This is a genomic window from Pandoraea commovens, assembly GCF_902459615.1.
Lineage (GTDB): Bacteria > Pseudomonadota > Gammaproteobacteria > Burkholderiales > Burkholderiaceae > Pandoraea > Pandoraea commovens.
This window is the reverse complement of sequence record NZ_CABPSA010000008.1, coordinates 314,849-336,589: the sequence shown is the minus strand read 5'-3', so window position 1 is coordinate 336,589 and position 21,741 is coordinate 314,849. Positions and strand designations below refer to the sequence as shown.

The 21,741-nt window shown below is 63.0% G+C and carries 21 protein-coding genes; 11 read left to right on the top strand and 10 right to left on the bottom strand.

Features of this window, described 5'->3' with window-relative positions; all coding sequences use genetic code 11:
* The coding region (locus PCO31010_RS26790; RefSeq protein ID WP_217426187.1) for a hypothetical protein at window positions 1-211 on the bottom strand (211 nt) is incomplete at its 3' end.
* Window positions 183-842 carry a DUF1415 domain-containing protein gene (locus PCO31010_RS21825; RefSeq protein WP_150666112.1) on the bottom strand — a complete coding sequence of 220 codons (660 nt, stop codon included), beginning with the start codon at window positions 840-842 and terminating at the stop codon, window positions 183-185. The genes PCO31010_RS21825 and PCO31010_RS26790, both read right to left, overlap by 29 nt.
* A 157-nt stretch (window positions 843-999) precedes the next feature.
* On the opposite strand from PCO31010_RS21825, the gene PCO31010_RS21820 reads away from it, so the two are divergent.
* From PCO31010_RS21820 to PCO31010_RS21810, 3 genes are all read left to right on the top strand, one after another.
* Window positions 1,000-2,187: an ankyrin repeat domain-containing protein gene (locus PCO31010_RS21820; RefSeq protein ID WP_150666111.1), complete on the top strand. Its 1,188-nt coding sequence runs from the start codon at window positions 1,000-1,002 to the stop codon at window positions 2,185-2,187.
* Between the two features lie 260 nt (window positions 2,188-2,447).
* Window positions 2,448-3,950: an ankyrin repeat domain-containing protein gene (locus tag PCO31010_RS21815; RefSeq protein ID WP_150666110.1), complete on the top strand. Its 1,503-nt coding sequence runs from the start codon at window positions 2,448-2,450 to the stop codon at window positions 3,948-3,950.
* A 218-nt stretch (window positions 3,951-4,168) separates the two neighbouring features.
* Window positions 4,169-5,371, top strand: coding sequence for a globin domain-containing protein (locus tag PCO31010_RS21810; protein ID WP_150666109.1), 1,203 nt, complete (start codon window positions 4,169-4,171; stop codon window positions 5,369-5,371).
* A 96-nt stretch (window positions 5,372-5,467) separates the two neighbouring features.
* Here the strand turns inward: PCO31010_RS21810 and PCO31010_RS21805 are convergent, their stop codons facing one another.
* The 6 genes from PCO31010_RS21805 to PCO31010_RS21780 form a co-directional block, all read right to left on the bottom strand.
* Window positions 5,468-6,295, bottom strand: a complete 828-nt coding sequence (locus tag PCO31010_RS21805) for a phosphodiesterase (protein WP_150666108.1) — start codon at window positions 6,293-6,295, stop codon at window positions 5,468-5,470.
* A gap of 7 nt (window positions 6,296-6,302) precedes the next feature.
* Window positions 6,303-7,346: an ABC transporter ATP-binding protein gene (locus PCO31010_RS21800; RefSeq protein ID WP_150666107.1), complete on the bottom strand. Its 1,044-nt coding sequence runs from the start codon at window positions 7,344-7,346 to the stop codon at window positions 6,303-6,305.
* Between the two features lie 14 nt (window positions 7,347-7,360).
* Complete coding sequence (locus PCO31010_RS21795) at window positions 7,361-8,164, bottom strand: ABC transporter permease (protein WP_039402597.1); 804 nt, start codon at window positions 8,162-8,164, stop codon at window positions 7,361-7,363.
* 5 nt (window positions 8,165-8,169) lie between these two features.
* Window positions 8,170-8,994, bottom strand: a complete 825-nt coding sequence (locus PCO31010_RS21790; RefSeq protein ID WP_039397005.1) for an ABC transporter permease — start codon at window positions 8,992-8,994, stop codon at window positions 8,170-8,172.
* A gap of 56 nt (window positions 8,995-9,050) precedes the next feature.
* The gene (locus PCO31010_RS21785; RefSeq protein ID WP_150666106.1) at window positions 9,051-10,064 is read right to left on the bottom strand and encodes an extracellular solute-binding protein; all 1,014 of its coding nucleotides are present in this window, start codon (window positions 10,062-10,064) and stop codon (window positions 9,051-9,053) included.
* 221 nt (window positions 10,065-10,285) lie between these two features.
* Complete coding sequence (locus PCO31010_RS21780; protein WP_150666105.1) at window positions 10,286-11,338, bottom strand: LacI family DNA-binding transcriptional regulator; 1,053 nt, start codon at window positions 11,336-11,338, stop codon at window positions 10,286-10,288.
* A 298-nt stretch (window positions 11,339-11,636) separates the two neighbouring features.
* Between PCO31010_RS21780 and PCO31010_RS21775 the strand changes: the two genes are divergently transcribed.
* Window positions 11,637-12,203: an SRPBCC family protein gene (locus PCO31010_RS21775; protein WP_150666104.1), complete on the top strand. Its 567-nt coding sequence runs from the start codon at window positions 11,637-11,639 to the stop codon at window positions 12,201-12,203.
* A 77-nt stretch (window positions 12,204-12,280) separates the two neighbouring features.
* On the opposite strand, the gene PCO31010_RS21770 is transcribed toward PCO31010_RS21775, so the two are convergent.
* Together PCO31010_RS21770 and PCO31010_RS21765 are read right to left on the bottom strand one after the other, a co-directional pair.
* Window positions 12,281-12,889, bottom strand: coding sequence for a hypothetical protein (locus tag PCO31010_RS21770; protein ID WP_150666103.1), 609 nt, complete (start codon window positions 12,887-12,889; stop codon window positions 12,281-12,283).
* Window positions 12,890-13,116: 227 nt separating this feature from the next.
* Complete coding sequence (locus PCO31010_RS21765) at window positions 13,117-14,451, bottom strand: hypothetical protein (protein ID WP_150666102.1); 1,335 nt, start codon at window positions 14,449-14,451, stop codon at window positions 13,117-13,119.
* Between the two features lie 331 nt (window positions 14,452-14,782).
* Between PCO31010_RS21765 and PCO31010_RS21760 the strand changes: the two genes are divergently transcribed.
* The 7 genes from PCO31010_RS21760 to PCO31010_RS21730 all read left to right on the top strand — a co-directional run bounded on the left by PCO31010_RS21760 (window position 14,783) and on the right by PCO31010_RS21730 (window position 21,727).
* Window positions 14,783-16,255, top strand: coding sequence for a 2-hydroxymuconic semialdehyde dehydrogenase (locus PCO31010_RS21760; RefSeq protein ID WP_150666101.1), 1,473 nt, complete (start codon window positions 14,783-14,785; stop codon window positions 16,253-16,255).
* Between the two features lie 117 nt (window positions 16,256-16,372).
* On the top strand, window positions 16,373-16,807 hold the full coding sequence (locus PCO31010_RS21755; protein WP_150666100.1) for a RidA family protein: 435 nt from the start codon (window positions 16,373-16,375) through the stop codon (window positions 16,805-16,807).
* A 59-nt stretch (window positions 16,808-16,866) separates the two neighbouring features.
* Window positions 16,867-17,418, top strand: a complete 552-nt coding sequence (locus PCO31010_RS21750) for a 3-hydroxyanthranilate 3,4-dioxygenase (RefSeq protein ID WP_150666099.1) — start codon at window positions 16,867-16,869, stop codon at window positions 17,416-17,418.
* Between the two features lie 43 nt (window positions 17,419-17,461).
* A complete protein-coding gene (locus PCO31010_RS21745) occupies window positions 17,462-18,457 on the top strand; it encodes an amidohydrolase family protein (RefSeq protein WP_150666098.1) in 996 nt (331 codons plus the stop codon).
* A gap of 212 nt (window positions 18,458-18,669) precedes the next feature.
* Window positions 18,670-19,863 (top strand): ABC transporter substrate-binding protein, encoded by a 1,194-nt coding sequence (locus PCO31010_RS21740; protein WP_150666137.1) that lies wholly within the window; start codon window positions 18,670-18,672, stop codon window positions 19,861-19,863.
* A 74-nt stretch (window positions 19,864-19,937) separates the two neighbouring features.
* The gene (locus PCO31010_RS21735; protein ID WP_150666097.1) at window positions 19,938-20,810 is read left to right on the top strand and encodes an alpha/beta hydrolase; all 873 of its coding nucleotides are present in this window, start codon (window positions 19,938-19,940) and stop codon (window positions 20,808-20,810) included.
* The gene (locus tag PCO31010_RS21730; RefSeq protein WP_150666096.1) at window positions 20,807-21,727 is read left to right on the top strand and encodes a branched-chain amino acid ABC transporter permease; all 921 of its coding nucleotides are present in this window, start codon (window positions 20,807-20,809) and stop codon (window positions 21,725-21,727) included. Before PCO31010_RS21735 ends, PCO31010_RS21730 begins: the two co-directional genes overlap by 4 nt.
* The last annotated feature ends 14 nt before the right edge of the window (window positions 21,728-21,741 follow it).

Genomic DNA, 21,741 nt, shown 5'->3' with positions numbered 1-21,741 from the left:
TCCGCTTAAACCCTTGCTCCATTTGCCACTCCTTCAATGCATCGAAAAAGTGACAACCTATTTCAGGACGGGTCACAGTCAACAGAAAAGCCGCCCGATTATGTCGCGCGGCTTTTTTGTTTTTCGGCGTATCGCTAATACCGGAGAGAGGAATCGAATCCTCCCCCTCTCCGCAGTCCTCATCACTTTGCGGCGTTACCTTCGTCAGCATCGATGGCATTGTCGTTCGCACCGTCTTCGTCTTCGGCGGGTTGCGCCATCCATTCGTGGTAGCCCGCGACACCCATCTTGCGCATCAGCGCCTCGTTACGTTCGTAAATCGTTTCCGCTTCCGGGAAGGCTTCCACCGCGCGGTCGATGCTCGCTTCGCGCAGTAAATGCAGTATCGGATACGGCGAGCGGTTCGTGAAGTTCTCGGCGTCGTCCGGATCGGTGCCTTCGAATTGATAGTCCGGATGGAAACTCGCGATCTGTAGTGCGCCTTCGAGCTGCAACTGCTTGAGCATCCGCTCGGCAAAGAACAATGCGTCGTTGTACTCGTGGAAGTCGAGCAACGCGTCCGGCACGATCAGCAGCGTCGTATCGACCGCTTGCGGGTCGGCCTGCGCCAGCCACTGCAACTCCCTCTCCAGATCGAGCAGCACGCCCTCCATATCGCGCGCGGCGCTCACGACATACCGGATCTGATCCTTGACGTGCACCGCCTTCGCAAAGGGGCAAAGGTTCAGGCCGATCACGGCGCGCGTGAGCCAGTGGCGCGTCGCCGCAATCACGGCCTCGTTGTCCTGCGTCTGCAACGGGTTCGTGGCGGACGCGGCGTCTGGAATGTTTTTCTCCGTCATACAAATGCGTGGCGATGATTCATGAATACCGCATTGTAGTGCGGCATTCGCACCGCGTCGGCATGTCCGTCTTGGAGAACCCGACGGGGCGAATGCCAAAACCAGCGCCCGGCGTGTGCGCGACCATGCGGTTCTTCACGCCACGCGCCCAACGACCATGCCCGGTACCCCGCCCATCACTACCAGTGCGCACAGCACCTACTCCCACAGTACGCGCGACAGCGTCACCGCCTCTCATCCGCAGCCCGAAGGCCGTCATCTGTCGGCCACGTCGCTGGTCGACCTGCTCGACGTGCGACGTGGCTCGCTATACCGCACACAGGACATCTGGAACATGCTCGTCGATCCGCAGAGTTGTGCGGGGCGCGAGTTGCGTAGCGCTTGCGAAGCTGCGTCGCCGAACGGTCCGCTGTTTCTCGAAATGGTGACGCTGCTGACCATGCCCGAATCGGAGCGCACAGTGGACCGACTCACGGACGCGGGCGTCTTCCTCATTCCGGCGCGTGCCGGATATCTGCGCCCCGAAGACGCGGCCCTGCTACGCAGTAACGAAGGACTGCTCCTCTGGCTGCAATACGCCGCGACACCGACGGCTTACTTCAGGGTGTTCGACGGCTCAGACATCTTCGGCGCGACGTCCATGCACGACCGGACGCGTATTGCCAAGATTCTGCGGATTCTCGTAGCCTGCGGACGCGATCGCACCGCCGCCACGCCGTCGAATCCGTCCGACCTCCCCCCCATCAATCCGCTCTCTCATCTGTGCAGTCAGGTCGCGCCGCACTGGTTGCGTCGCGTGCTCGAACTCGGCGGCTGCCCGCATCAGATGAGCCAACGGGGCGTGCCGCTGATTGTGAACGCCATGCGTGCCGAAGCGATCCGGCTGCACCACGCCGGGCGAGACTTCATGTGCGCGCACACCTCACTTCGACAACTCGCCGAACTGCTCAAACGGCACGGCGCCGATCTGACACAACCGAACGGGCGCGGCGTGCCCGCTGTCGCGCTGCTCGCGTTTCACGGGCTGTGTGGTGCGGCCGAAGCGCTGCTCGCGAGCGGAGCCAGTCCAAATGCGATCGACCAGCATGGCAACACATTGATGCATCACCTGGCGCATGCCATTCACATGCGCGAGTCCCCAGCGCATACGGAAAACGCCAGGCTCGCTCATTACGTCCTGATCCTAGCCCTCCACCACGGCGGCAATCTGGATGTGCCGAACACAGCGGGACACACGGCCCGCTCATGCTTGCCCGAACCCACATTGCTCGGCCCGCAAGTCGACGACGCATTCCTCACGACCGTCCGCACAGCCGCCTTTCGTCGCATCAGAGCCCTTAGCTGACCTTCTCGCCCGACATGCCCATACCCTCAGTCACGCCCCACTCGATATCGCCAGCGACGCATCTAGGTTCCGTGAGCGACAGTGTTGCCTTGCCGGACGGCCTCACGCTCGAAGCACTCCTGCGCGCGCAGCGCGAGGCGCGTTGTACATCGCGCCAAGTGTGGGACATCTTGATGAGCCCTGCGACGGCCGCCGGCCGAGAACTCCACGACAGTTGTTCCTTAGCGAGACCGGAAAATCCCGGGGGACTGGTCTTCTCGATGTCCACGCTGTTTTGCACACCGGTGCAGCACAGAACCCTGAGCGATCTTGAAAATGCCGGTGTCTTCATTAACCGGTCAGCACGCGACGACCTCGAGCCGGATAACGCCGATCTGTTGCTAAGCGACATGGGCCTGCAACTCTGGCTCCGTTACGCAGCGGAGCCGTCCGCCTACCCTACGGTGTTCGTTGACGCACTCATGGCCAACGAATTCCCCACACTCCCGTCGCCGACCGTTTCCAATGCGTTGCGCGTGCTGATTGCGTGCGGTCGCGACAAGACCAACAACGTCCCGGTGTCCGAGGTCGCAGGAGACGTTCATCTGCCGCTGACCCATTTGTGCGGTCACGTTGCCGTGGAATGGTTGCCATCTCTATTGGACCTCGGTGCAGACGTCAATCAGGCGACAGCGAACGGCGTGCCGCTCATTGCCACGGCGATGGCCGCCGAAGCCGAGCGTCTGCATCTGAACGGTTGTGACCTGCTCGTGGCACACGATTCGCTCTTTCGTCTGGGAAAGATGCTCGTATCGCACGGTGCTGATCTCACACAACCGGCGCTCACGGGTTCACCTCCCGTTGTGCTATTGGCGTTCAACGGCTACTGCGCAGCGGCCGACGTTTTGCTCTCGCTGGGTGCCGCCTGCAGCACGGCGGAGGTCGGCCGTGACGGCAACACGCTCATGCATCAGCTCGCGGCCACCACACGGTTGCGGCCCTACTCGTTCTCCGCCTATTTTCTGTTCATCCTCGCCGTGCGCTACGGCGGCGATCCTGATCGAACCAACGACGCGGGCATCACCCCCGTCTCGCTCTTGCCGGACAGTCTTGTGAGTTACCTTCGTTTGACGCAGAAGATGGTGAAGCAGGCACGCGAGCGCGCCGTGCACGTCATTACCAACCCAGACACGCTACCCGGCAACGAGACGACGGAGAACGTGACCGCCGCCAGCGCCGCGATGATGCACGAAGCGAAGCGGTTGTGCGATGCCGGTCAAGACCCCTTGCTCGCGCACGAGGCGCTGTTTGCGCTGGCCGCGCGGCTCCAGCAACGCGGCATGGATCTGACCCAGCAGCATGCAGACGGCACACCGCCGGTGATTTGGCTCGCGTCGCGGGGCTTTTGCGGTGCAGCCGAGGTACTACTCGCCCTTCATCCCGACTGCAACGCACCCGTGTACGAAGGCAACTCGATCATGCACTTCCTTGCCGCGACGACGCACCATCCACGCGATGCCATCTACGCCGATTACCTGCTCAACACGGCATTGCGCTACGGCGGCGATCCGACCCGGCCCAACAACGCGGGCAACACAGCGCTCACCGCGCTTTCGTCCGAACGGGTTCGCTTCGTGCGCGCAGGCTTCTTCTTCATCGATCAGACACGCAAGCGCGCGGTGCAAATCGTCGAGCGCCGCCGTGCACCTCGTCTGGGACAACAACTGCCCTCACAGCAAGCTGCGCCAGCCGACCCGTTGCGACATTCCGCCGCAGCCATATAACATGCATTTAATTTGCATCTTATAATCACTCCGCCGGCCCCCTGAAAGTTGTTGTCGAGTTGTGCGAGTTGTCCATGATGTGAGCCCCGGGGACCGGCGACCGAATGCCGCACCGTGGACGCCCCAGAGCGTGAGCGTCCACGGTATCGATGAAACACCCACAAGTACGACCAAAAAGATGCATTTAATTTGCATCTTATAAATTCAGGAGTCTTGCCATGCTTTCCGCCGCATCCCGCCCCTACATCGACGCAAGCGTTCCGGTCTTGCGCGAACACGGTCTTGCGATCACGCGCCACTTCTACGCGAGCATGTTCGAAGCGCATCCTGAGTTGCGCAATCTCTTCAACATGGGTAATCAGGCAAGCGGTGCACAACAGCAGTCGCTCGCCTCCGCCGTCTTTGCATACGCTGCGAACATCGACAATGCGGCGGCCCTCGCCCCCGTGCTTGAGCGCATCGTTCACAAGCACGTCTCTGTCGGCATTACGCCGGCGCACTACCCGATCGTCGGACGTTATCTGCTCGCCGCCATCAAGGCCGTGCTGGGCGACGCTGCGACGCCTGAACTCATCGCCGCCTGGGACGAAGCCTACTGGCTGCTCGCGGGCGAACTGATCGCGGCCGAAGCGCGACTGTCCGAGCAATCGCGTGCACCGCTGGGCGCACTGCGCGAATTGGTCGTGGCCGACGTCGACCGCGAAACCGAACACGTCGTGTCGTACTACCTGCGCACGCCGGAAGGCGGCTCGCCGGGCGAGTTCGCACCGGGCCAGTACGTTAGCGTCGCCGTCACGCTGCCGGACGGCCTGCAACAGCGCCGCCAGTACAGCCTCTCGGACGCCCCCGAAGCCCCGCATTGGCGCATCACCGTCAAGCGCGAAGAAGCCAATGCATCGAAGCCCGAAGGGATGGTCTCGAACTGGTTGCACGCGAACGTCAAGGCAGGCGATCGCATTCTGGTCGGTCCGGCCTACGGCGAGTTCACGCTGCCCCAAGATTCCGCCCGTCCGCTCGTGCTGCTCAGCGCCGGCGTGGGGATCACGCCGATGATGTCGATGGTCGCAGCGCTGGCCGCCAAGGGCTCGCGTCGCGAAGTGCTGTTTGCCCACGCCGGTCGCAACGGCTCGCACGTGGCGCTGCGCCGTCATCTGGCGTTCGCCAAGACGCAGTTGCCGAATCTGCGCACCGTCACGTTCCTTGAAGTGCCGTTGAGCACGGACCGTGAAGACGTCGATTACACGCATGCCGGACGCATGGACCTCTCGCGTCTCTCGCTGCCTGCCGACGCCGACTACCTGATGTGCGGCCCGTCCGCCTTCATGCAGACGCAATGGCGTGCCCTGCGCGACGCCGGTGTGCCCGCAGGACGCATGCGCCGCGAAGTCTTCGGGCCGGACGCTCTGGATCACCTGCTGTAATCCTTCGCAAACGTTTGTCACACCCGCAACGCAAAAGGCTCCCGAGGGAGCCTTTTGCATGAGGGTATTTAGCGCGACATCGCTGCCGCAACCTGCTCAGTCGATCAACTTACCCGCCGCGTCATAGAACGGATGCGAACCGCCTGCGTCATCGACAAATGCGAGATGCGAGACGAGTCCCGTCTGCGGCGTGAATCGATGCAACTGGAACGACGGCGGATCCAGCACCCACGCGGACGGTCCGCCTTCGCGCAGATCGAGCGCAACCTGATGCGCAGGCGACGGACACACGCTTGCTACGGTGCCCGCAAAGCGCGTGTGAATCGGACGATGCACGTGACCGCAAATCACACGCTCCACGTTGTCGAAGCGGCGCACGATCGCGGCCAGCTTCACCGCATCGGCAGCGTCGAGCGCCTGAACGTCCATATGCTCGATGCCGCACGAGAACGGCGGATGGTGCATGGCGACGACCGTCGGCGTTTGCGTATCGCTCGCGAGCGTCGCTTCGAGCCATTCCAGACGCTCGTCGCACAACTTCCCGCCGCCATTGGGCGGATCCTGCGTATCGAGCGCCACGAGCCGCAACGGCCCGAACATGGCCGTGTATTGCACGAAGTCGCCCGGTTTGCCGAGATATGTGTGCTCGGGGAACACTTCGCGCAGCGCGTCGCGTCCGTCGTGATTGCCGATGACGAGGTAGTACGGGATTTCCAGCGGCGTGAGCAAACGGCGCAGATGCTCGTATTCCTCGCGCGCGCCGAAGTCGACGAGATCGCCCGTCAGCACGACGAAGTCGGGACGCGGCGTAAGCGTATTGAGACGTGCCACGCAACGCTCAAGATAAGCGGCGGTATCGACGCGGCGATAGGCCAGCTTGCCGGGGCGTTTGATGTGAAGGTCGCTGATTTGCGCGAACAGCATGAGCGGTTTATCCGTGAAGCGAAAAGACATGGGCGGCGGGCAGCGACAGGCCCACCTTATCGCCGACGCGGCACTCGCGACGGCTGGAAACTTCGACGAGCACCGCACCGGCCGTGGACACGCCACTGAGCGTCAGACGCGTGCGGTCGCCGAGGAACTGCACCTCTTCGACCTGCCCGGTCAGCGGGGCGTCGCCAGCGGGCACGACCATGGCGTCCTCGGGGCGGAAGTACAACTCCTGCACATCGGCACGCACGTTCGGGCATTCGACGCGACCGCCTTCCAGATGGAAGTGCCCGTCACGCCACACACCGGCCAGACGATTGAGCGTGCCGACGAAGTTCGCCACGTGACGCGACGCCGGTTGGTAATAGATGTCGCGCGGCGCGCCAATCTGTTCGATACGGCCCGCGCTCATCACCACGATGCGGTCGCCGAGCGCCATCGCTTCGTCCTGATCGTGTGTCACGTACACCGTCGTCACGCCCAGCCCGCGCAGCAGACGGTCCATGTCCGCGCGCACCGTCTCGCGCAGCTTGGCATCGAGGGCAGTGAGCGGTTCGTCGAGCAACAGCACACGCGGCTCCGGTGCGAGCGCGCGCGCCAGTGCGACGCGCTGCTTCTGACCGCCGGAGAGCTGTGCGATCGCGCGGTCTGCGTAGGGCGTGAGATGCACCAGATCAAGCAACTCGTCCACACGCTTGTTGATCTGCGCCGAGGGCAGACCGCGCAACTTGAGACCGTACGCCACATTGCCGCGTACGGTGAAGTTCGGGAACAGGGCGTAATTCTGAAAGACCATGCCAACGCGACGCTTCTCGATAGGCAGGCGCGTGACGTCTTCGTCGCCGAAGCGAACGCGTCCGCCGGCGTCGGGGCGCTCAAGCCCGGCGATCATGCGCAGGGTCGTGGTCTTGCCGCACCCAGACGGGCCGAGCAGCACCAGCGTCTCGCCCGCACCGATCGTCAGATCGAGCGGCTGCAGGACGGTGTTGCCGTGAAACGTCTTGGCACAGCGTTCGAGATGAATGGGGATGGAAGTCAGTTTCATCGTCATATCCGTAATCAGGTGCGCCCGCGAGAATTGCGGACCTTTGCCCGTTGGGCCGTCATCTGCATGACGATGAGCAGCGGCACGATCAGCACGAAAAACACTGCCGTGTATGCGCTGCCGATCTCAAGACGCAGCGACGCGTAGGCGTCCGCCAGCCCCACCGGGAGGGTCTTGGTGTCGGGCGTGTGCAGCATCCACGTGAGGTTGAATTCGCCGAGCGAGAGCGTCACGACGATCAGCGCCGCCGCCACGATTTCGCCGCGGATGTTAGGCAGCACCACCGTCATGAAACGTCGCAGGAAGCTCGCGCCGAGACTCGCTGCGCCCTCCTCCATCATCTTGATGCGCGAGTCGGCGCAGGCCGCCGCCACCGCACGCACCATGAACGGCAGCGTGAAGATCACGTGCCCCACGACGATGAATGCCAGACTTTCGCGAAAGCCGCGCATGCCGCCGTACACGCTGATGAGCGCCAGCGCGCTCGCCAGTCCGGGCAGCGCGATGGGCAACGTGAGCAGTTCTTCGATCCAGCGCGCGAAACGGCTCTGCCAGCGGGCGAGCACGTAACCGGCGGGCACGCCGAGCAGCGCGACCAGCACCAATGTGGCGACGCCGACGTACAACGAATTCAGAATTGCGTCGTGATAGTCCTGCCAGACCTGAATCACCCACTTGAACGTGAGACCGGCCGACGGGCCACGGAAATAGTTCACCGACAGCCCGGCGAGAATCGACATCCCCACCGGTATCAGCAAGAACGCGCACATCAGCAGCGTGAGCAGCAGTTGCAGCGTGAAAAGGGTTTTCTTGAGCATGCGGATCAACCTCCGGCGGCGACAGCCTGCCCAGTGAAATTGCGGGCAAGCATCAGCACTGCCCACGTGACGATGCCGAGAATCACCGAAAGGGCCGCCGCCGTCGCCACGTTGGCGTTGAGCGTGAACTCGGTGTAGATGGTCATTGGCAGCACGTCGATGTCGGTGGCAAGCGTGAAGGCCGTGCCGAACGCGCCGACCGAGGTCGCGAAGCACATCGCGCCCGAGGCGATCAGCGCGGGGGCGAGCGCGGGCAGCGTCACGTCGCGGGCAATCGCGAAGGGCCCTGCGCCCAGCGACGACGCCGCTTCCGTGAGCGAATGATCGAGCGATTCCGCGGCGGCCATCACGGCCAGAATCACACGCGGAATCGAGAAATACAGATAACCGAGAAACAGGCCCGTGAGCGAGTACGCGAACACGACCTTGTGGCCGATGAGTTTCGACGTCAGATCGCCGATCAGACCCTGACGTCCCGCGAGCATGATGACCATGAAACCGACCACCACGCCGGGGAACGCCAACGGCAGGGTCAACATCGACACGAGTGCCGATTTGCCCGGAAAGTCATGACGGGTGAGGAAGAGGCCCGCCACAAGCGACAACGCCAGAGTAGCCAGTGTGACAAGGGCCGACAGCACCACGGTTTGCCACAGGCTATCGAGATAACGCGCATTGGTGAGAATGGCGCGATAGGTCTCGAACGCGTGACCGTCGCCGCTTACCTGCACAAGTGCGGCCATCGGCAAAAGCCAGAAGGCCAGAAAGACCGCCAGTGCCGGTAGCAGAAGTGCCACGCGCCAGCCGCGCGGCAGAGTCAGGTCACGCATCGCTTGCTTTGCTCCTCTTCCTCGTTGGACATTACCGTGCGTTCAGTCGCGAGGACTTAGCGCACGTTCTTCAGATACTGCTGACCGAACGCGTCCTGCTGTGCGGCAAGCTTTTGCAGATCGACCGGCTTCACGCGGGCATAGTCGGAAGCAGGCAGGAACTTCGCGGCGACATCGGCGGGCATGGTGCTGGCGCGAACCGGACGCAGGAACGCTTGCGCCCAGTGGGCCTGGCCCTTGTCCGACAGCGTGTAATCGATCACCTTCTTGCCGTTGTCGGCGTGCGGCGCGTTCTTCACAAGCGCAATCACGTACGGCAGCGACACCGAACCTTCCATCGGAATCACGAACTGCACGTTGGCGCGGTCCTTGTAGATGGCGCGGTAAGCGTTGAAGTCGAAGTCGATCAGGATGGGGATTTCACCCGAGAGCACGCGGGCATATGCCGTTTGCTTCGGCACGATCGGCGCGTTGGCCTTGAGCTTCTGGAAGAAGCTGATGGCCGGGCCGAAGTTGTCCATCGAACCGCCGAGCGCCTGGTTGGCGGCAATCGCGGCCGCGTAGCCTGCGAAGGCGCTGCTCGGGTCCAGATACCCCACCATGCCCTTGTATTCCGGCTTGAGCAGGTCGGCCCACGAACGCGGCACCGGCTTGCCTTCCAGGGCATCGCGGTTCACGAAGAAGCCGACCGTACCCGAGTGGATCGTCGTCCACATGCCGTTCGGATCCTTCAGGTTGGCAGGCACCTGATCCCAGTTTGCAGGCTTGTACGGCGCGAGCAGGCCCTTCTTCGCCGCTTCGATAGCCGACGTGATGCCCAGATAGACGATATCGGCGACCGGGGCCTTCTGTTCGGCGATCAGCTGAGCGACCGCTTGTCCCGAGTTCTTGTTGTCCAGCGGCACACGAATGCCGGTGTCTTGTGCAATCGACTTGACCTGACCGGCCCAGTCCGCCCATTCCGGCGGGCAGTTGTAGCAGATCGCCGTCTGCTGGGCATGCGCGGCGCCAGCGCCGAGCAAGGTGAACAACGCCAGCGTGCGAGCGGCGCGGGTGATCCAAAGCTTCATTTCTGGGCTCCTGAAAGTCTGAGCGTTGGCGGCACGCGTGTGCCGCCGCAGGTTACGTTTCTACCGTGTGGTACAGGCCTTGCGGCCCGATGCCTGATTGCCTCGGCCAATGCCGCACTCTCTTGATGGAGTCGGTCGTCGGCCACTTTCTTGCTTGCTAGTACTGGGGTCCTACGTACTGCACAGTGCTGCGATTGCTTCGAAATCGGTGGTGCGTATCGTCATGCTTGTCTGGCGGGCGGGGCCGACACTGTGCCGCCCCGGCGAATCTCGTGCGGCAGGATGAGGGCGTGGCTGAGCGACGGGTCGTGCGACGCCGTCACACCGGCGGCCCCTACGCGTCCATCGATCTGAGCAAGCAGACGCTGCGCCGCATGACGGCCGATCTCCACACTGGGCTGCACCACGGTCGCGAGCGTCGGCGAGAGCAGTTCGCCCACAGCGAGGCCGTCGAAGCCGAGGACTGAGATGTCGTCCGGCACACGCAGACCGGCTTCGCGCAGCGCGCGCATGACACCGAGCGCGAGCAGATCGTTGGAGCAGAACAGCGCCGTGGGGCGCGCGCCGTCGCGCTCAAGTTGCGCCAGCCATTCGCGCACCCGTTCGCCGCGTGCCCCGCTGTTGAAGTCGATTTCGAACGCGGGCAACGGCGTGAGACCGGCGGCCTGCATGGCGTCGCCGTAGCCGAGATAGCGCCGCTTGGCGCGGTCGGACGCATGCAGCGCCCCCGTCACCATCACGATGTCGCGATGTCCGGCTTCGATGAGCATGTTCACGCCCTGCGCGGCCGCTGCGCGGTTGTCCACGGACACGCACGGGCGCTCGGGGGCGTCGTTGTAGACTAGCTGGCACGCGACGCCCTCAGCCGCGAGGTCGTCGACGAGCGCACTGTGTTCGGCATCGGCGAGCGTCAGCAGCAAGCCGTCGACCCGTTGTTGCAGCAGGGTTTCGATGGCGTTGCGCTCGCGCTCCGGATCATATTGGGTGGTCACGAGCAGCAGACGGCGGCCCGTGCCATCGATAGCGGCTTCGATACCTTCGAGGCAATCGGCGAAGACCGGGTTGCCGAGCGTGGGCAGCATCACGCCGATCAGGCCGGTGCGCTCGCCACGCAGTTGGCGGCCCAGCGCGTTGGGACGGAATTTGAGTTCGGCGGCGGCCGCCTGCACGCGGGCGAGCGTCTCGGGACGGACCAGTTGCGGCGAATTCAGCGCGCGCGACACCGTCGCGATCGAACAGCCTGCCCGCTGCGCCACATCCCGAATATCAGCCACACCCGCTCCTTTTATCTGGACCGTCGAATTTTGAAGTTGACGGATTTTACGCAAATGTAAACGTTTACGAAAACGTTTTCACTCCGGGATTCTATGGAGACAATTTGACGGATTCATGACAGTCCGGGAAACCTCATGGACGCTGGATCGGCGCCTTGTCCACCCGGACGTAGTCATTTGCGGCTATCGAAACGGGCCTTCCGACGCTCTTCGGGATGCCGCCTATACTGAAAATCCCCCCTCTCGACGGGGGGCATCACGGCATGAGGACACTCACCACCCACGACCGGGAACGGCCATGAACGACTATCACTTCCTCACCTTGTGGCGGCTCACCGCGCCGCTGAACGAAGTCTGGGACACGCTACGGGACGTCGACCACTGGGCCCGCTGGTGGCCCTGCGTGCGGGAGGTGCGCACGCTCGATCCGGGGGACGCCGACGGCGTCGGTGCCGTACGTGAACTGACCTGGCACGGGGCATTGCCCTATTCGCTGACCTTCGAAACCCGCATCACGCACATCGACCCGATGCGCGAGGTGCGCAGTGTCGCCACGGGCGAGGCCGAAGGCACGGGGGTTTGGCGCTTCGAGACGGAAGGCTCGATTACGGTGGTGCGCTATGCGTGGGACGTCCATACGCGGCGTGAGTGGATGAACAAGCTCGCGCCGCTGGCCCGACCGTTGTTCCGCTGGAACCACAATTACGTGATGCGACGCGGCGGAGAAGGGCTGGCTGCCGTGCTCAACGCCCATCTGGTCGAATGTCTGGACAGCGACTTGCCCCCAGCAGCCATAGGCAAGGAGCGCGATCCGCGCGAACTGCGTGAAGCGCGGGCGCGTGTGAGTCACGATTCGCATCGTTGAGGCGCGGGGGATTGCGCTAGCCACTGCGACACCGACATGAGTGCGGTGTCGCATGGGGCGTGCGATTGCTCACCGCTTCAGGCAGTTGCCTTTTCCGGCTTGAAGCCAATGCTATCCAGAAGGCCGGTCGGTGCTTTCTTATCCTTTTCAGGGATCGCCTCCTCGATCGTCGGCAGAAACTTCGTGACAAGGTCCAGGGTATTGCCTTTCCCGTGCGTGAGAAGCTGCGTGAGCGCCGACAGTCTCAGATGTTCGGGCAGCTTGTCGAGCAGCGTGATCAATGTACTCTTTAGCCCCGTGTGGAGCCTCGCTTCGGCCGCAGCGACGGAATTTCCGATGACTCCCAGATAGAACTTGTCCCAAGTGTCAGGCCCCTCTGTGACCGCTTTCGCCCAATCGACAAGGAATTTTTCGTTGTTCGCGTCGATACGACTGGCATTCGGCGGCATCGCTTGACTCGGGGCGGCCGCGACATTCGCAGCACCGGCTCCAGTGGCTGTCGGAAGGAGCCTCTCCGGGGCATTCTGGCCTCCAATATCCAGGGCATATGGCATGCCTCCCCCCACATTCGCAGAGTGTCCGGCACCGGCGAAGTCTATGCTGATGTGTTCCGGCCGCTGCGTCTGCGGTGACTCTTGCGAGGCGACAACGGTAGACAACGTTGTGGGGGTGATTCCAATGTTCATGACGGTTCTCCTTCGGGGGGTAGGAGATTCCATCTTGGCCGCTATGCGGCACATCACTTCATGAGACGTCCGTAGATTTTCTGCTTTCGACACGGCGTGCACACCGTTCAGGCGGCGTCCCAACGAATGCGGCGGGAGCCGTCCCATCAGGATCGGCGGTAATAGCTGTGACAATGCGACGCCAGCATATAAGCGGCGTCGCATGGGGCGTACGAATACGCGCTGCTTCAGCCAAACAACTTCGGCCACTTGATGCCAACGCTTTCCAGAAGGTCAGTCAGTTCTTTCTTTTGTTTTTCTGGGATCACCTTGCCGATATCCGGCAGATGCTTCTCGACAAGGTCCAAGGTATTGTCGTTCGGTTGCGTGAGAAGCTTCTTGAGCGTCGGAAATCTCAGATGCTCGGCCATCTGTCCGAGCATCATGATCAATGCACGCTCCAGCCCCGCGTGGATCCTATTTTTGACTGCTGTGACGGAGTTGTCGATTATCCCCATAAGGAACTGGTTGCTAATCTCGGGCCCTTTGCCGATCACCGCCGACCACTCGGCAACGAATTTTTGGGTGGGCTCGTCGATATGATGGTCACTCGGCGGCGCCGCTTGAGTCGATGGTGCCGCGGCGAAACCGACAGCACCGTTTCGGGGTGCGGCCAGAAGGTGTCTCCCCTGATCGGTGCCCGTCGCGACGCGCTGCGAATAACCTGTGGGAATCTGTCGATTCGATCCTTGACGGGCATCAGAGCTTTCCGGGGTCGTAAATTGAACGCTCACTGGCACGTTTGCGGCGACATTGAACGTGGCGTGCACCCGGGGTGGCTGCTCACCCGTCGAAGACAATCTTCCGTGCCTTACTTGAGAAAAATCTCCGTCCCACAGGCGATCGTCGGGCCAAACACCCGAAGGCCCCGCGCCTGCAATCCGATGGGTTTGCAGGCCCGCCGAATATCCTTGCACATCCGTCATGTCAAAAAGATCGCCCATCCCCCCGCCGTTGTTGCGCTCACCCTCGAGCGGTGCGTTACCGCCAAACCCACCACTGCCTATCCGATAGGCTCGCTGGCCATCCGAAAGCAATCCCCATGGCGGCGGTGCTGGCCACTTTCCACGCCGTCCAAGCATATCGATATTGCGTGGCGCGCCATCCTCCCAATGGTCGTCTGGTCCCTCATATGTCGGAGCGATCGAACGGTGTACATCGCGGGCAAACCCGAGCCCGCTCGCACCGTATGGGGTTCCAGTGCAGGTGTCCGGTGACGGTATGAAAACCGTTTCCCCACCCTCGCCGAATACGAACTTGCCGCCGAGGTACGCGTTGCTCCCACCCGTATCGGTTCTTGTTTGAGCACTCGCCAGGGCATAGTGGGAATACGGCGGCGTGTCCATATAGTCCCGACAAGCACTAAGGCCTTCTGTCGTTACATTTGCCGAACTCTGATTCGCGAGGTGCGCAGCACCGGCGAAGTCTGTGCTGATATGTTCTTGCCCCCGCGCCTGCGGCGGCGGCTCCTGCTGCGAGGCGACATCGACAGGCACAGTTGACTGCTGGGTAACTTCCATCATGACGAATCTCCTTCAGGTGGTAGGAGATTCCATCCTGGCCTCTATGCGGCGCATCACTTTATGAGACCTCCGCAGATCTTCGGCTTTCGATACGACTTTGGTGCCGTTCGGGCGGCATCCTAACGAATGCAGGGGAGACGTCCCGGAAGTCCCACCAGCGCCTTCCCCTCATCTATTCCATTAAGGAATAGACGCCACGATAGATTTCATTATTTTTTATATCGACGGTTGCCTAGACTTGTGAGCATCCGGCGGTTGTGCCGTGGCGCTACGTTGCACGGCGTCACCGGCGACCTGCCGCCCCGCAAAACAATCCGCTCCAGGAGACCTCGTGAGCCTTGCGAATGCGCCGCTGCTGCGGCATTACGTGGATGGTGCGTTCGTCGCCACCGATCGCCAGTTCGATAACGTCAGCCCGGTGGACGGCCACCTCGTCGCGAAAGTGTGCGAAGCCGATGCCGCCACCGTCGACCGCGCCGTGAGCGCCGCCCGTCGCGCCCTGCACGACGGCCCGTGGGGCAAGACCACGCCCGCCGAACGCGCCGCCGTGCTGCACCGTATCGCCGACGGCATTCAGGCACGTTTCGACGAGTTCGTCGCGGCCGAAGTCGCCGACACCGGCCGCCCCGAGGAACAGGCCCGCACGCTCGACATCGCGCGTGGCATCGCCAACTTCCGTATGTTTGCGGACCTCATCAAGACCGCAGGTAGCGAAGTCTATGAGATGCGCGCAGCCGACGGCGGCGACGTCATGAACTACGTGACGCGCAAGCCGCTCGGCGTGATCGGCATCATCTCGCCGTGGAACCTGCCGCTGCTGCTCTTCACGTGGAAGGTCGCCCCGGCGCTGGCCATGGGCAACTGCGTCGTTGCGAAACCCTCGGAAGAAACGCCTTCGTCCGCCACGCTGCTTGCCGAAGTTATGGACGCCGCTGGCGTGCCGCCCGGTGTCTTCAACCTCGTGCACGGCTTCGGTCCCAACTCAGCCGGTGAGTTTCTGACCAAGCATCCGGACGTCTCCGCCATCACCTTCACCGGCGAGTCACGCACCGGCAGCGCGATCATGAAAGCCGTGGCCGACGGCGTGAAGGAAATCTCGTTCGAACTGGGTGGCAAGAACGCTGCCGTGGTGTTCGCCGACGCCGACTTCGACAAAGCGGTCGACGGTGTGGTGCGTTCGTCGTTCACCAACGCAGGCCAGGTCTGCCTGTGCTCGGAGCGCGTCTACGTCGAGCGCCCGATCTTCGATCGCTTCGTCGCCGCCCTCGCCGAGCGTGCCGCCGCGCTGCGCATCGACGCACCGGACGCAGAAGGCGTTCAGATGGGCCCGCTCGTTTCCCGCAAGCATCGCGAGAAAGTGCTCTCGTACTATCAACTTGCGGTCGAAGAAGGTGCGACGGTAGTCACCGGCGGCGGTGTCCCGACCTTTGGCGACGCCCGCGACGAAGGTGCTTTCGTCCAACCCACGGTCTGGACGGGACTCCCCGACACGGCCCGCTGCGTACGCGAAGAAATTTTCGGCCCGGTGTGCCACGTCGCCCCGTTCGATAGCGAAGACGAAGTCATCCGCCGCGTGAACGACAGCGACTACGGCCTGGCCGGGTGCGTGTGGACGACGAACCTGTCGCGCGCGCACCGCGTGGCGCGTCAGTTCCAGACGGGCCTCGTGTGGGTCAATACGTGGTTCCTGCGCGATCTGCGCACGCCGTTCGGCGGCGTGAAGCTCTCGGGCCTCGGTCGCGAAGGCGGACGTCACTCGCTCGATTTTTATTCCGAAATCACGAACATCTGCATCAAGCTGTAAACAACGCGGTACGTCAGAGCCATGTAGGGAGGCGACGGTGCGGCAATCTCGATGGGGGTCGAGGCTGTCGCACCCGCGCGCCGTCCCATGACAAGAACACAACGGAGACTCGAATCCATGAGCGCATCGCAAGACACCCAGGCCCGCGTGGTCGAAGGCAAGGCCAAGCCGCGCGGCAAGTTCCCGCACATCAAACGCGCAGGCGACTTCCTGTTCGTCTCGGGCACCAGCTCGCGACGCCCCGATAACTCGTATGCCGGCGCGCAGGTCGATGCGCTGGGCGTCACGCAGCTCGACATTCGCGAGCAGACGCGCGCCGTCATCGAGAACATTCGCGACATTCTCGCGAGCGAGGGCGCGACACTGGCGGACGTCGTCGAAGTCGGCTCGTTCCTGGTGAACATGAACGACTTCGGCGGCTACAACGAGGTGTACGGCGAGTATTTCGACGAGAACGGCCCGACCCGCACGACGGTCGCCGTGCATCAGCTGCCGCATCCGCTGCTGCTCATCGAAATCAAGTGCGTGGCCTATTCGCCGCGCGCACGCTGAGCCTTCGCTCACGCAGACTGACACACATAACATCGCGCGACATGACCCGGGAGACAAGCATGTTGACGTATGGCAAGCCGTTCAATTTCCAGCGCTGGATCGACGATCACGCGCACCTGCTCAAGCCGCCGGTCGGCAATCAGCAGGTCTGGCAGGACAGCGATTTCATCGTGACGGTCGTCGGCGGTCCGAATCATCGCACCGACTATCACGACGATCCGCTCGAAGAGTTCTTTTATCAGTTCAAGGGCAATGCCTGGGTCAATCTCTGGATCGACGGCAAGCCCGAGCGCATCGATCTCAAGGAAGGCGACATCTTCCTGTTGCCGCCGCATGTGCGCCACTCGCCGCAGCGTCCCGAGGAAGGCAGTCTGTGCCTCGTGATCGAGCGCCAGCGCCCGGCCGGTCTGCTCGACGGCTTCGAGTGGTACTGCCTGAGCTGCGGCACGCTGGTGCACCGCGTGGAAGTCCAACTCAAGAGCATCGTGACCGATCTGCCGCCGCTCTTCGAGGCGTTCTACGGTAACGAATCGCTGCGTCGCTGCCCCGGCTGCGGCGAGATCCATCCGGGCCGCGCAGCACAACCCAAGACTACTGCGACGTCGGCCTGATCGGCCGCGTCACTCAGGCACACAGACACTCACACGTCACGTCATGAAGAAAATCGACATGCACGCCCACTTCTTCCCGCGCATCACGCAGGAAGAAGCGGCCCGCCTCGACGCCGCCACCGCCCCGTGGCTGCGGATCGACGAGGGCGGCGAGACCGGCAACATCATGCTGGACAATCGCGCCTTCCGTCCGGTCTACCGCGCCCTGTGGGATCCGTCGCTGCGCATCGAAGAACTCGACCGCCACGGCGTCGACCTGCAAGTCGTATGCGCCACGCCGATCATGTTCGGCTATCGCTACGACGGGCGCGCCGTCATGGACTGGGTCCAGCGCATGAACGACCTCGCGCTCGAGCACTGCGCCTACGCCCCGAACCGTCTGAAGGCAATGGCGCAGGTGCCGTTGCAAGACCTCGACCTGGCCTGCGCCGAAGCCTCGCGCGCCAAGGCCACCGGCCACGTCGGCGTACAAATCGGTAACCACCTCGGTGAAAAAGATCTGGACGACGAACAGCTCGTGGCGTTTTTGCGGCACTGCGGCGACGAGCACATCCCCGTGCTGGTGCATCCGTGGGACATGATGACCGACGGCCGTATGAAGAAGTGGATGATGCCGTGGCTCGTGGCCATGCCCGCCGAGACGCAACTGTCCATCCTATCGCTGATCCTCTCCGGTGCGTTCGAGCGCCTGCCGCGCTCGCTCAAGCTGTGCTTCGCGCACGGTGGCGGCGCCTTCCCTTACCTGCTCGGCCGCGCCGAGAACGCCTGGCATTGCCGCGACATCGTGCGCGCCGACAGCCCGCACCCGCCGTCGCACTATCTGGACCGCTTCTACGTGGATAGCGCCGTGTTCGATCCGCGCGCCCTGCGTCTGCTCGTGGACACGATGGGCGTGGAGCGCATCATGCTCGGCTCCGACCACCCGTTCCCGCTCGGCGAACAGGACATCGGGCGTCTGGTGGCCGATCAGCCGGGCCTCGACGACAACGCGCGGCACCGCATTCTGGCCGGGAACGCACTGGAGTTCTTCGGGCTGTAACTGGTGCTTTCCCGAGGTGTTTTTGAAAATGCTTGCCTACGCAAAAGGCGTCGTTTAGGCTGGGCATAGAAATATTTGATGCTTAAACAATTCTGGAAGTTTTGAATTAGTCTGACGCGCCTGGCCTGCCATGACCGACGTGAAGAAGCGGTCAAGTATCCCGGCGCGAGTCCGCAGCTGACAGTGCTTGAATTCATCGTTTGGAGACCATGATGACGGGAACGAAGACCACGCAACGCAAAGCCATCGCCGTGCTGGGTGCCATCGCAGCCGCTGCTGCGATGTTCGCATCGGGCGGTGCCCATGCTCAGGTGAAGATCGGCTTCATCGGCACGCTCTCCGGCCCGGGCGGCGCGCTCGGGCAGGACCAGTACGACGCCTTCATGCTCGCCGTCGAGCAAAAGGGCGGCAAGCTCGGCGGTGTGCCGGTGCAGGTGATCAAGGAAGACGACCAGCTCAAGCCGGACGTCGGCGTGCAGGCCGCGACCAAGCTGGTGGAGCGCGACAAGGTCTCGCTCATTACAGGCGTGACGTTCTCGAACGTCATGATGGCCATCCACAAGAACGTGACGAACGCAGGCGTGGTCATGGTCGGCTCGAATGCCGGCCCGACGCCGATTGCGGGCGAGCAATGCTCGCCGAACTTCTTCTCGACCTCGTGGGACAACGACGAACTGCATGAAGCCGGCGGTCAGCTCTCGACCGATCTCGGCTACAAGAAGATGTACGTGATGGCCCCGAACTATCAGGCCGGACGCGACGCCGTGAACGGCTTCAAGCGCGACTACAAGGGCCAGATCGTCGACGAGGTGTACACGCAGGTCAACCAGCCCGACTATTCGGCTGAAATCGCCCAACTCGCCGCCGCCAAGCCGGACGCCGTCTACGTGTTCTACCCGGGCGGCATGGGCGTGAACTTCGTCAAGCAGTACCGCCAGGCCGGTCTGCTCGGCAAGATTCCGCTGATCTCCGTGTCGACCATCGACGGTTCGACCCTGCCCGCACTGAAGGAACAGGCCGTAGGCAGCATTACCAGCGCCCCCTACTCGCCCGACCTCGACAACGCGCAGAACAAGCAATTCGTTGCGGCCTTCCAGAAGAAGTACAACCGCGTGCCGTCGATGTACGCCGCGCAGTCGTACGACGCCGCGAACCTGATCGACTCCGCACTCACCAAGACGAAAGGCAGCGTGACCGACCGCGAGGCGCTGCGCGCCGCGCTCAAGTCCGCCGACTTCCAGTCCGTGCGCGGATCGTTCAAGTTCGCCAGCAACCAGTTCCCCATCGCGCCGTTCTATCGCGTGGATGTGGTGAAGGACGCCAGCGGTGCCGCCTTCGCGAACAAGGGCAAGATCGATATCAAGACGCGCGCCAACCTCGCGTCGATGTGCAAGATCCGCTCGTAAGCCGCTCAACGTTGTGCAATGCAGTAAAGCGGGGGCGCCCAGCCCCCGCGGTCTTTGAGCACTATCGAGGGTTTATGAAGCGCTACCGCAATTTCGACGAAGCCGAGCTGGACGTTCAGTACAACGCTCGCGCCACCACCCCCAACATTCTCGACATCCTCACGCAATACGCCGAGCAGAGCGCGCACGCCCGCGCCACCGTGCCGTGCGTGCTCGATGTCGCCTACGGGGACCACCCCGACGAAACGCTCGACATCTTCCCCGCGCCGCAGCCCGGCGCGCCGGTGTTCTTCTTCGTTCACGGCGGCTACTGGCGCGCGCTGAACAAGAGCGATTCGAGCAACATGGCTCCGGCGTTCACGCAAGCGGGTGCCACGGTCGTCACTATCAACTACTCACTCGCGCCGGGCGCGTCGCTCGACACCATCGTCGACCAGACGCGTCGCGCACTCGCGTGGGTCCATCGTCACATCGGCGAGCATCACGGCGACGCACGCCGCATTCACATCTGTGGCAGTTCGGCAGGCGGTCATCTCGTCGGCATGCTGCTCGCGCAGGGCTGGCATGCCGAATACGGTGTACCTGAAGATGTCGTCGCGGGCGCCGCGCCGCTGTCCGGTCTGTTCGACCTCACGCCGATTCCGTTCACGCACATCAACGAATGGATGAAGCTCTCGGCAAACGACGCACAACGCAACAGCCCGTGCTTGCGCCTGCCGGTGCGCGGCTGCCCGCTCGTCGTGTCTTACGGCGAGACCGAGACGCCCGAGTTCAAGCGCCAGACCGACGACTATCTCGCCGCGTGGCGCGAGAAGGGTTACACGGGCGAGTACGTCCCGATGCCGGGCACGAACCACTTCGACATCGTGCTCACGCTGAACGACGTGCAAAGCCCGCTCACGCAAGCCATCTTCCGTCAGATGGGCCTGCCCCGGGAGGCGACATGAGCCTCACGCTTTTCATCATGCAGTGCCTGAACGGACTGCAACTCGGGGTGCTGCTGTTCCTGATGGCCGCCGGACTCACGCTGGTGTTCGGGATCATGAACTTCGTGAACCTCGCGCACGGCTCGCTGTACATGATGGGGGCGTTTATCGCCGCCACCGTCTACAACTACACCGGGTCGTTCGCGCTGGCCGCCATTGCGATCATTCCGGCAATGCTGCTGATCGGCCTGATCGTCGAGTTCGTCGCGCTCAAGACGCTCTATGACCGCGATCACCTCGACCAGGTACTCGCGACCTTCGGTCTGATCCTGTTCTTCAATGAACTGGCGCGCATGATCTGGGGCCCGTCGCCGTATTACATGGAAGTGCCCGAATGGCTGTCCGGGACGGTCAACCTCTTCGGTCTCGACTATCCGGCTTATCGCTTCCTGATCATCGTGGTGGGACTCGTGGTCGCGCTCGGCTGCTACCTGCTGATTCACCGCACCCGTATCGGCATGCTGATCCGTGCAGGCTCGACGCACCGGCAGATGGTCGGTGCGCTCGGCGTGAACATCGTGCTGCTCAATTCGCTGCTGTTCGGGCTGGGCGCGATTCTCGCCGGGATTGCCGGTCTCATGGCCGGGCCGATTCTGTCGGTGCAGCCGGGCATGGGCGAGCCGATCCTGATTCTGACGATGGTCGTGATCGTGATCGGCGGCATCGGCTCGGTGCGCGGGGCGTTCCTCGCAGCACTCATCGTCGGTGTGGTCGACACGCTGGGCCGCACTGCCCTGCCCTCGATACTGCGCAGCATGATGGAGCGCAGCACGGCTGACACCGCCGGTCCCGCGCTGGCGTCGATGCTGATCTATCTGGTGATGGCGGCGGTCCTCGCGGTGCGTCCGCAAGGTCTCTTCCCGGTGAAACACGGCTGACGATGGAAACGATG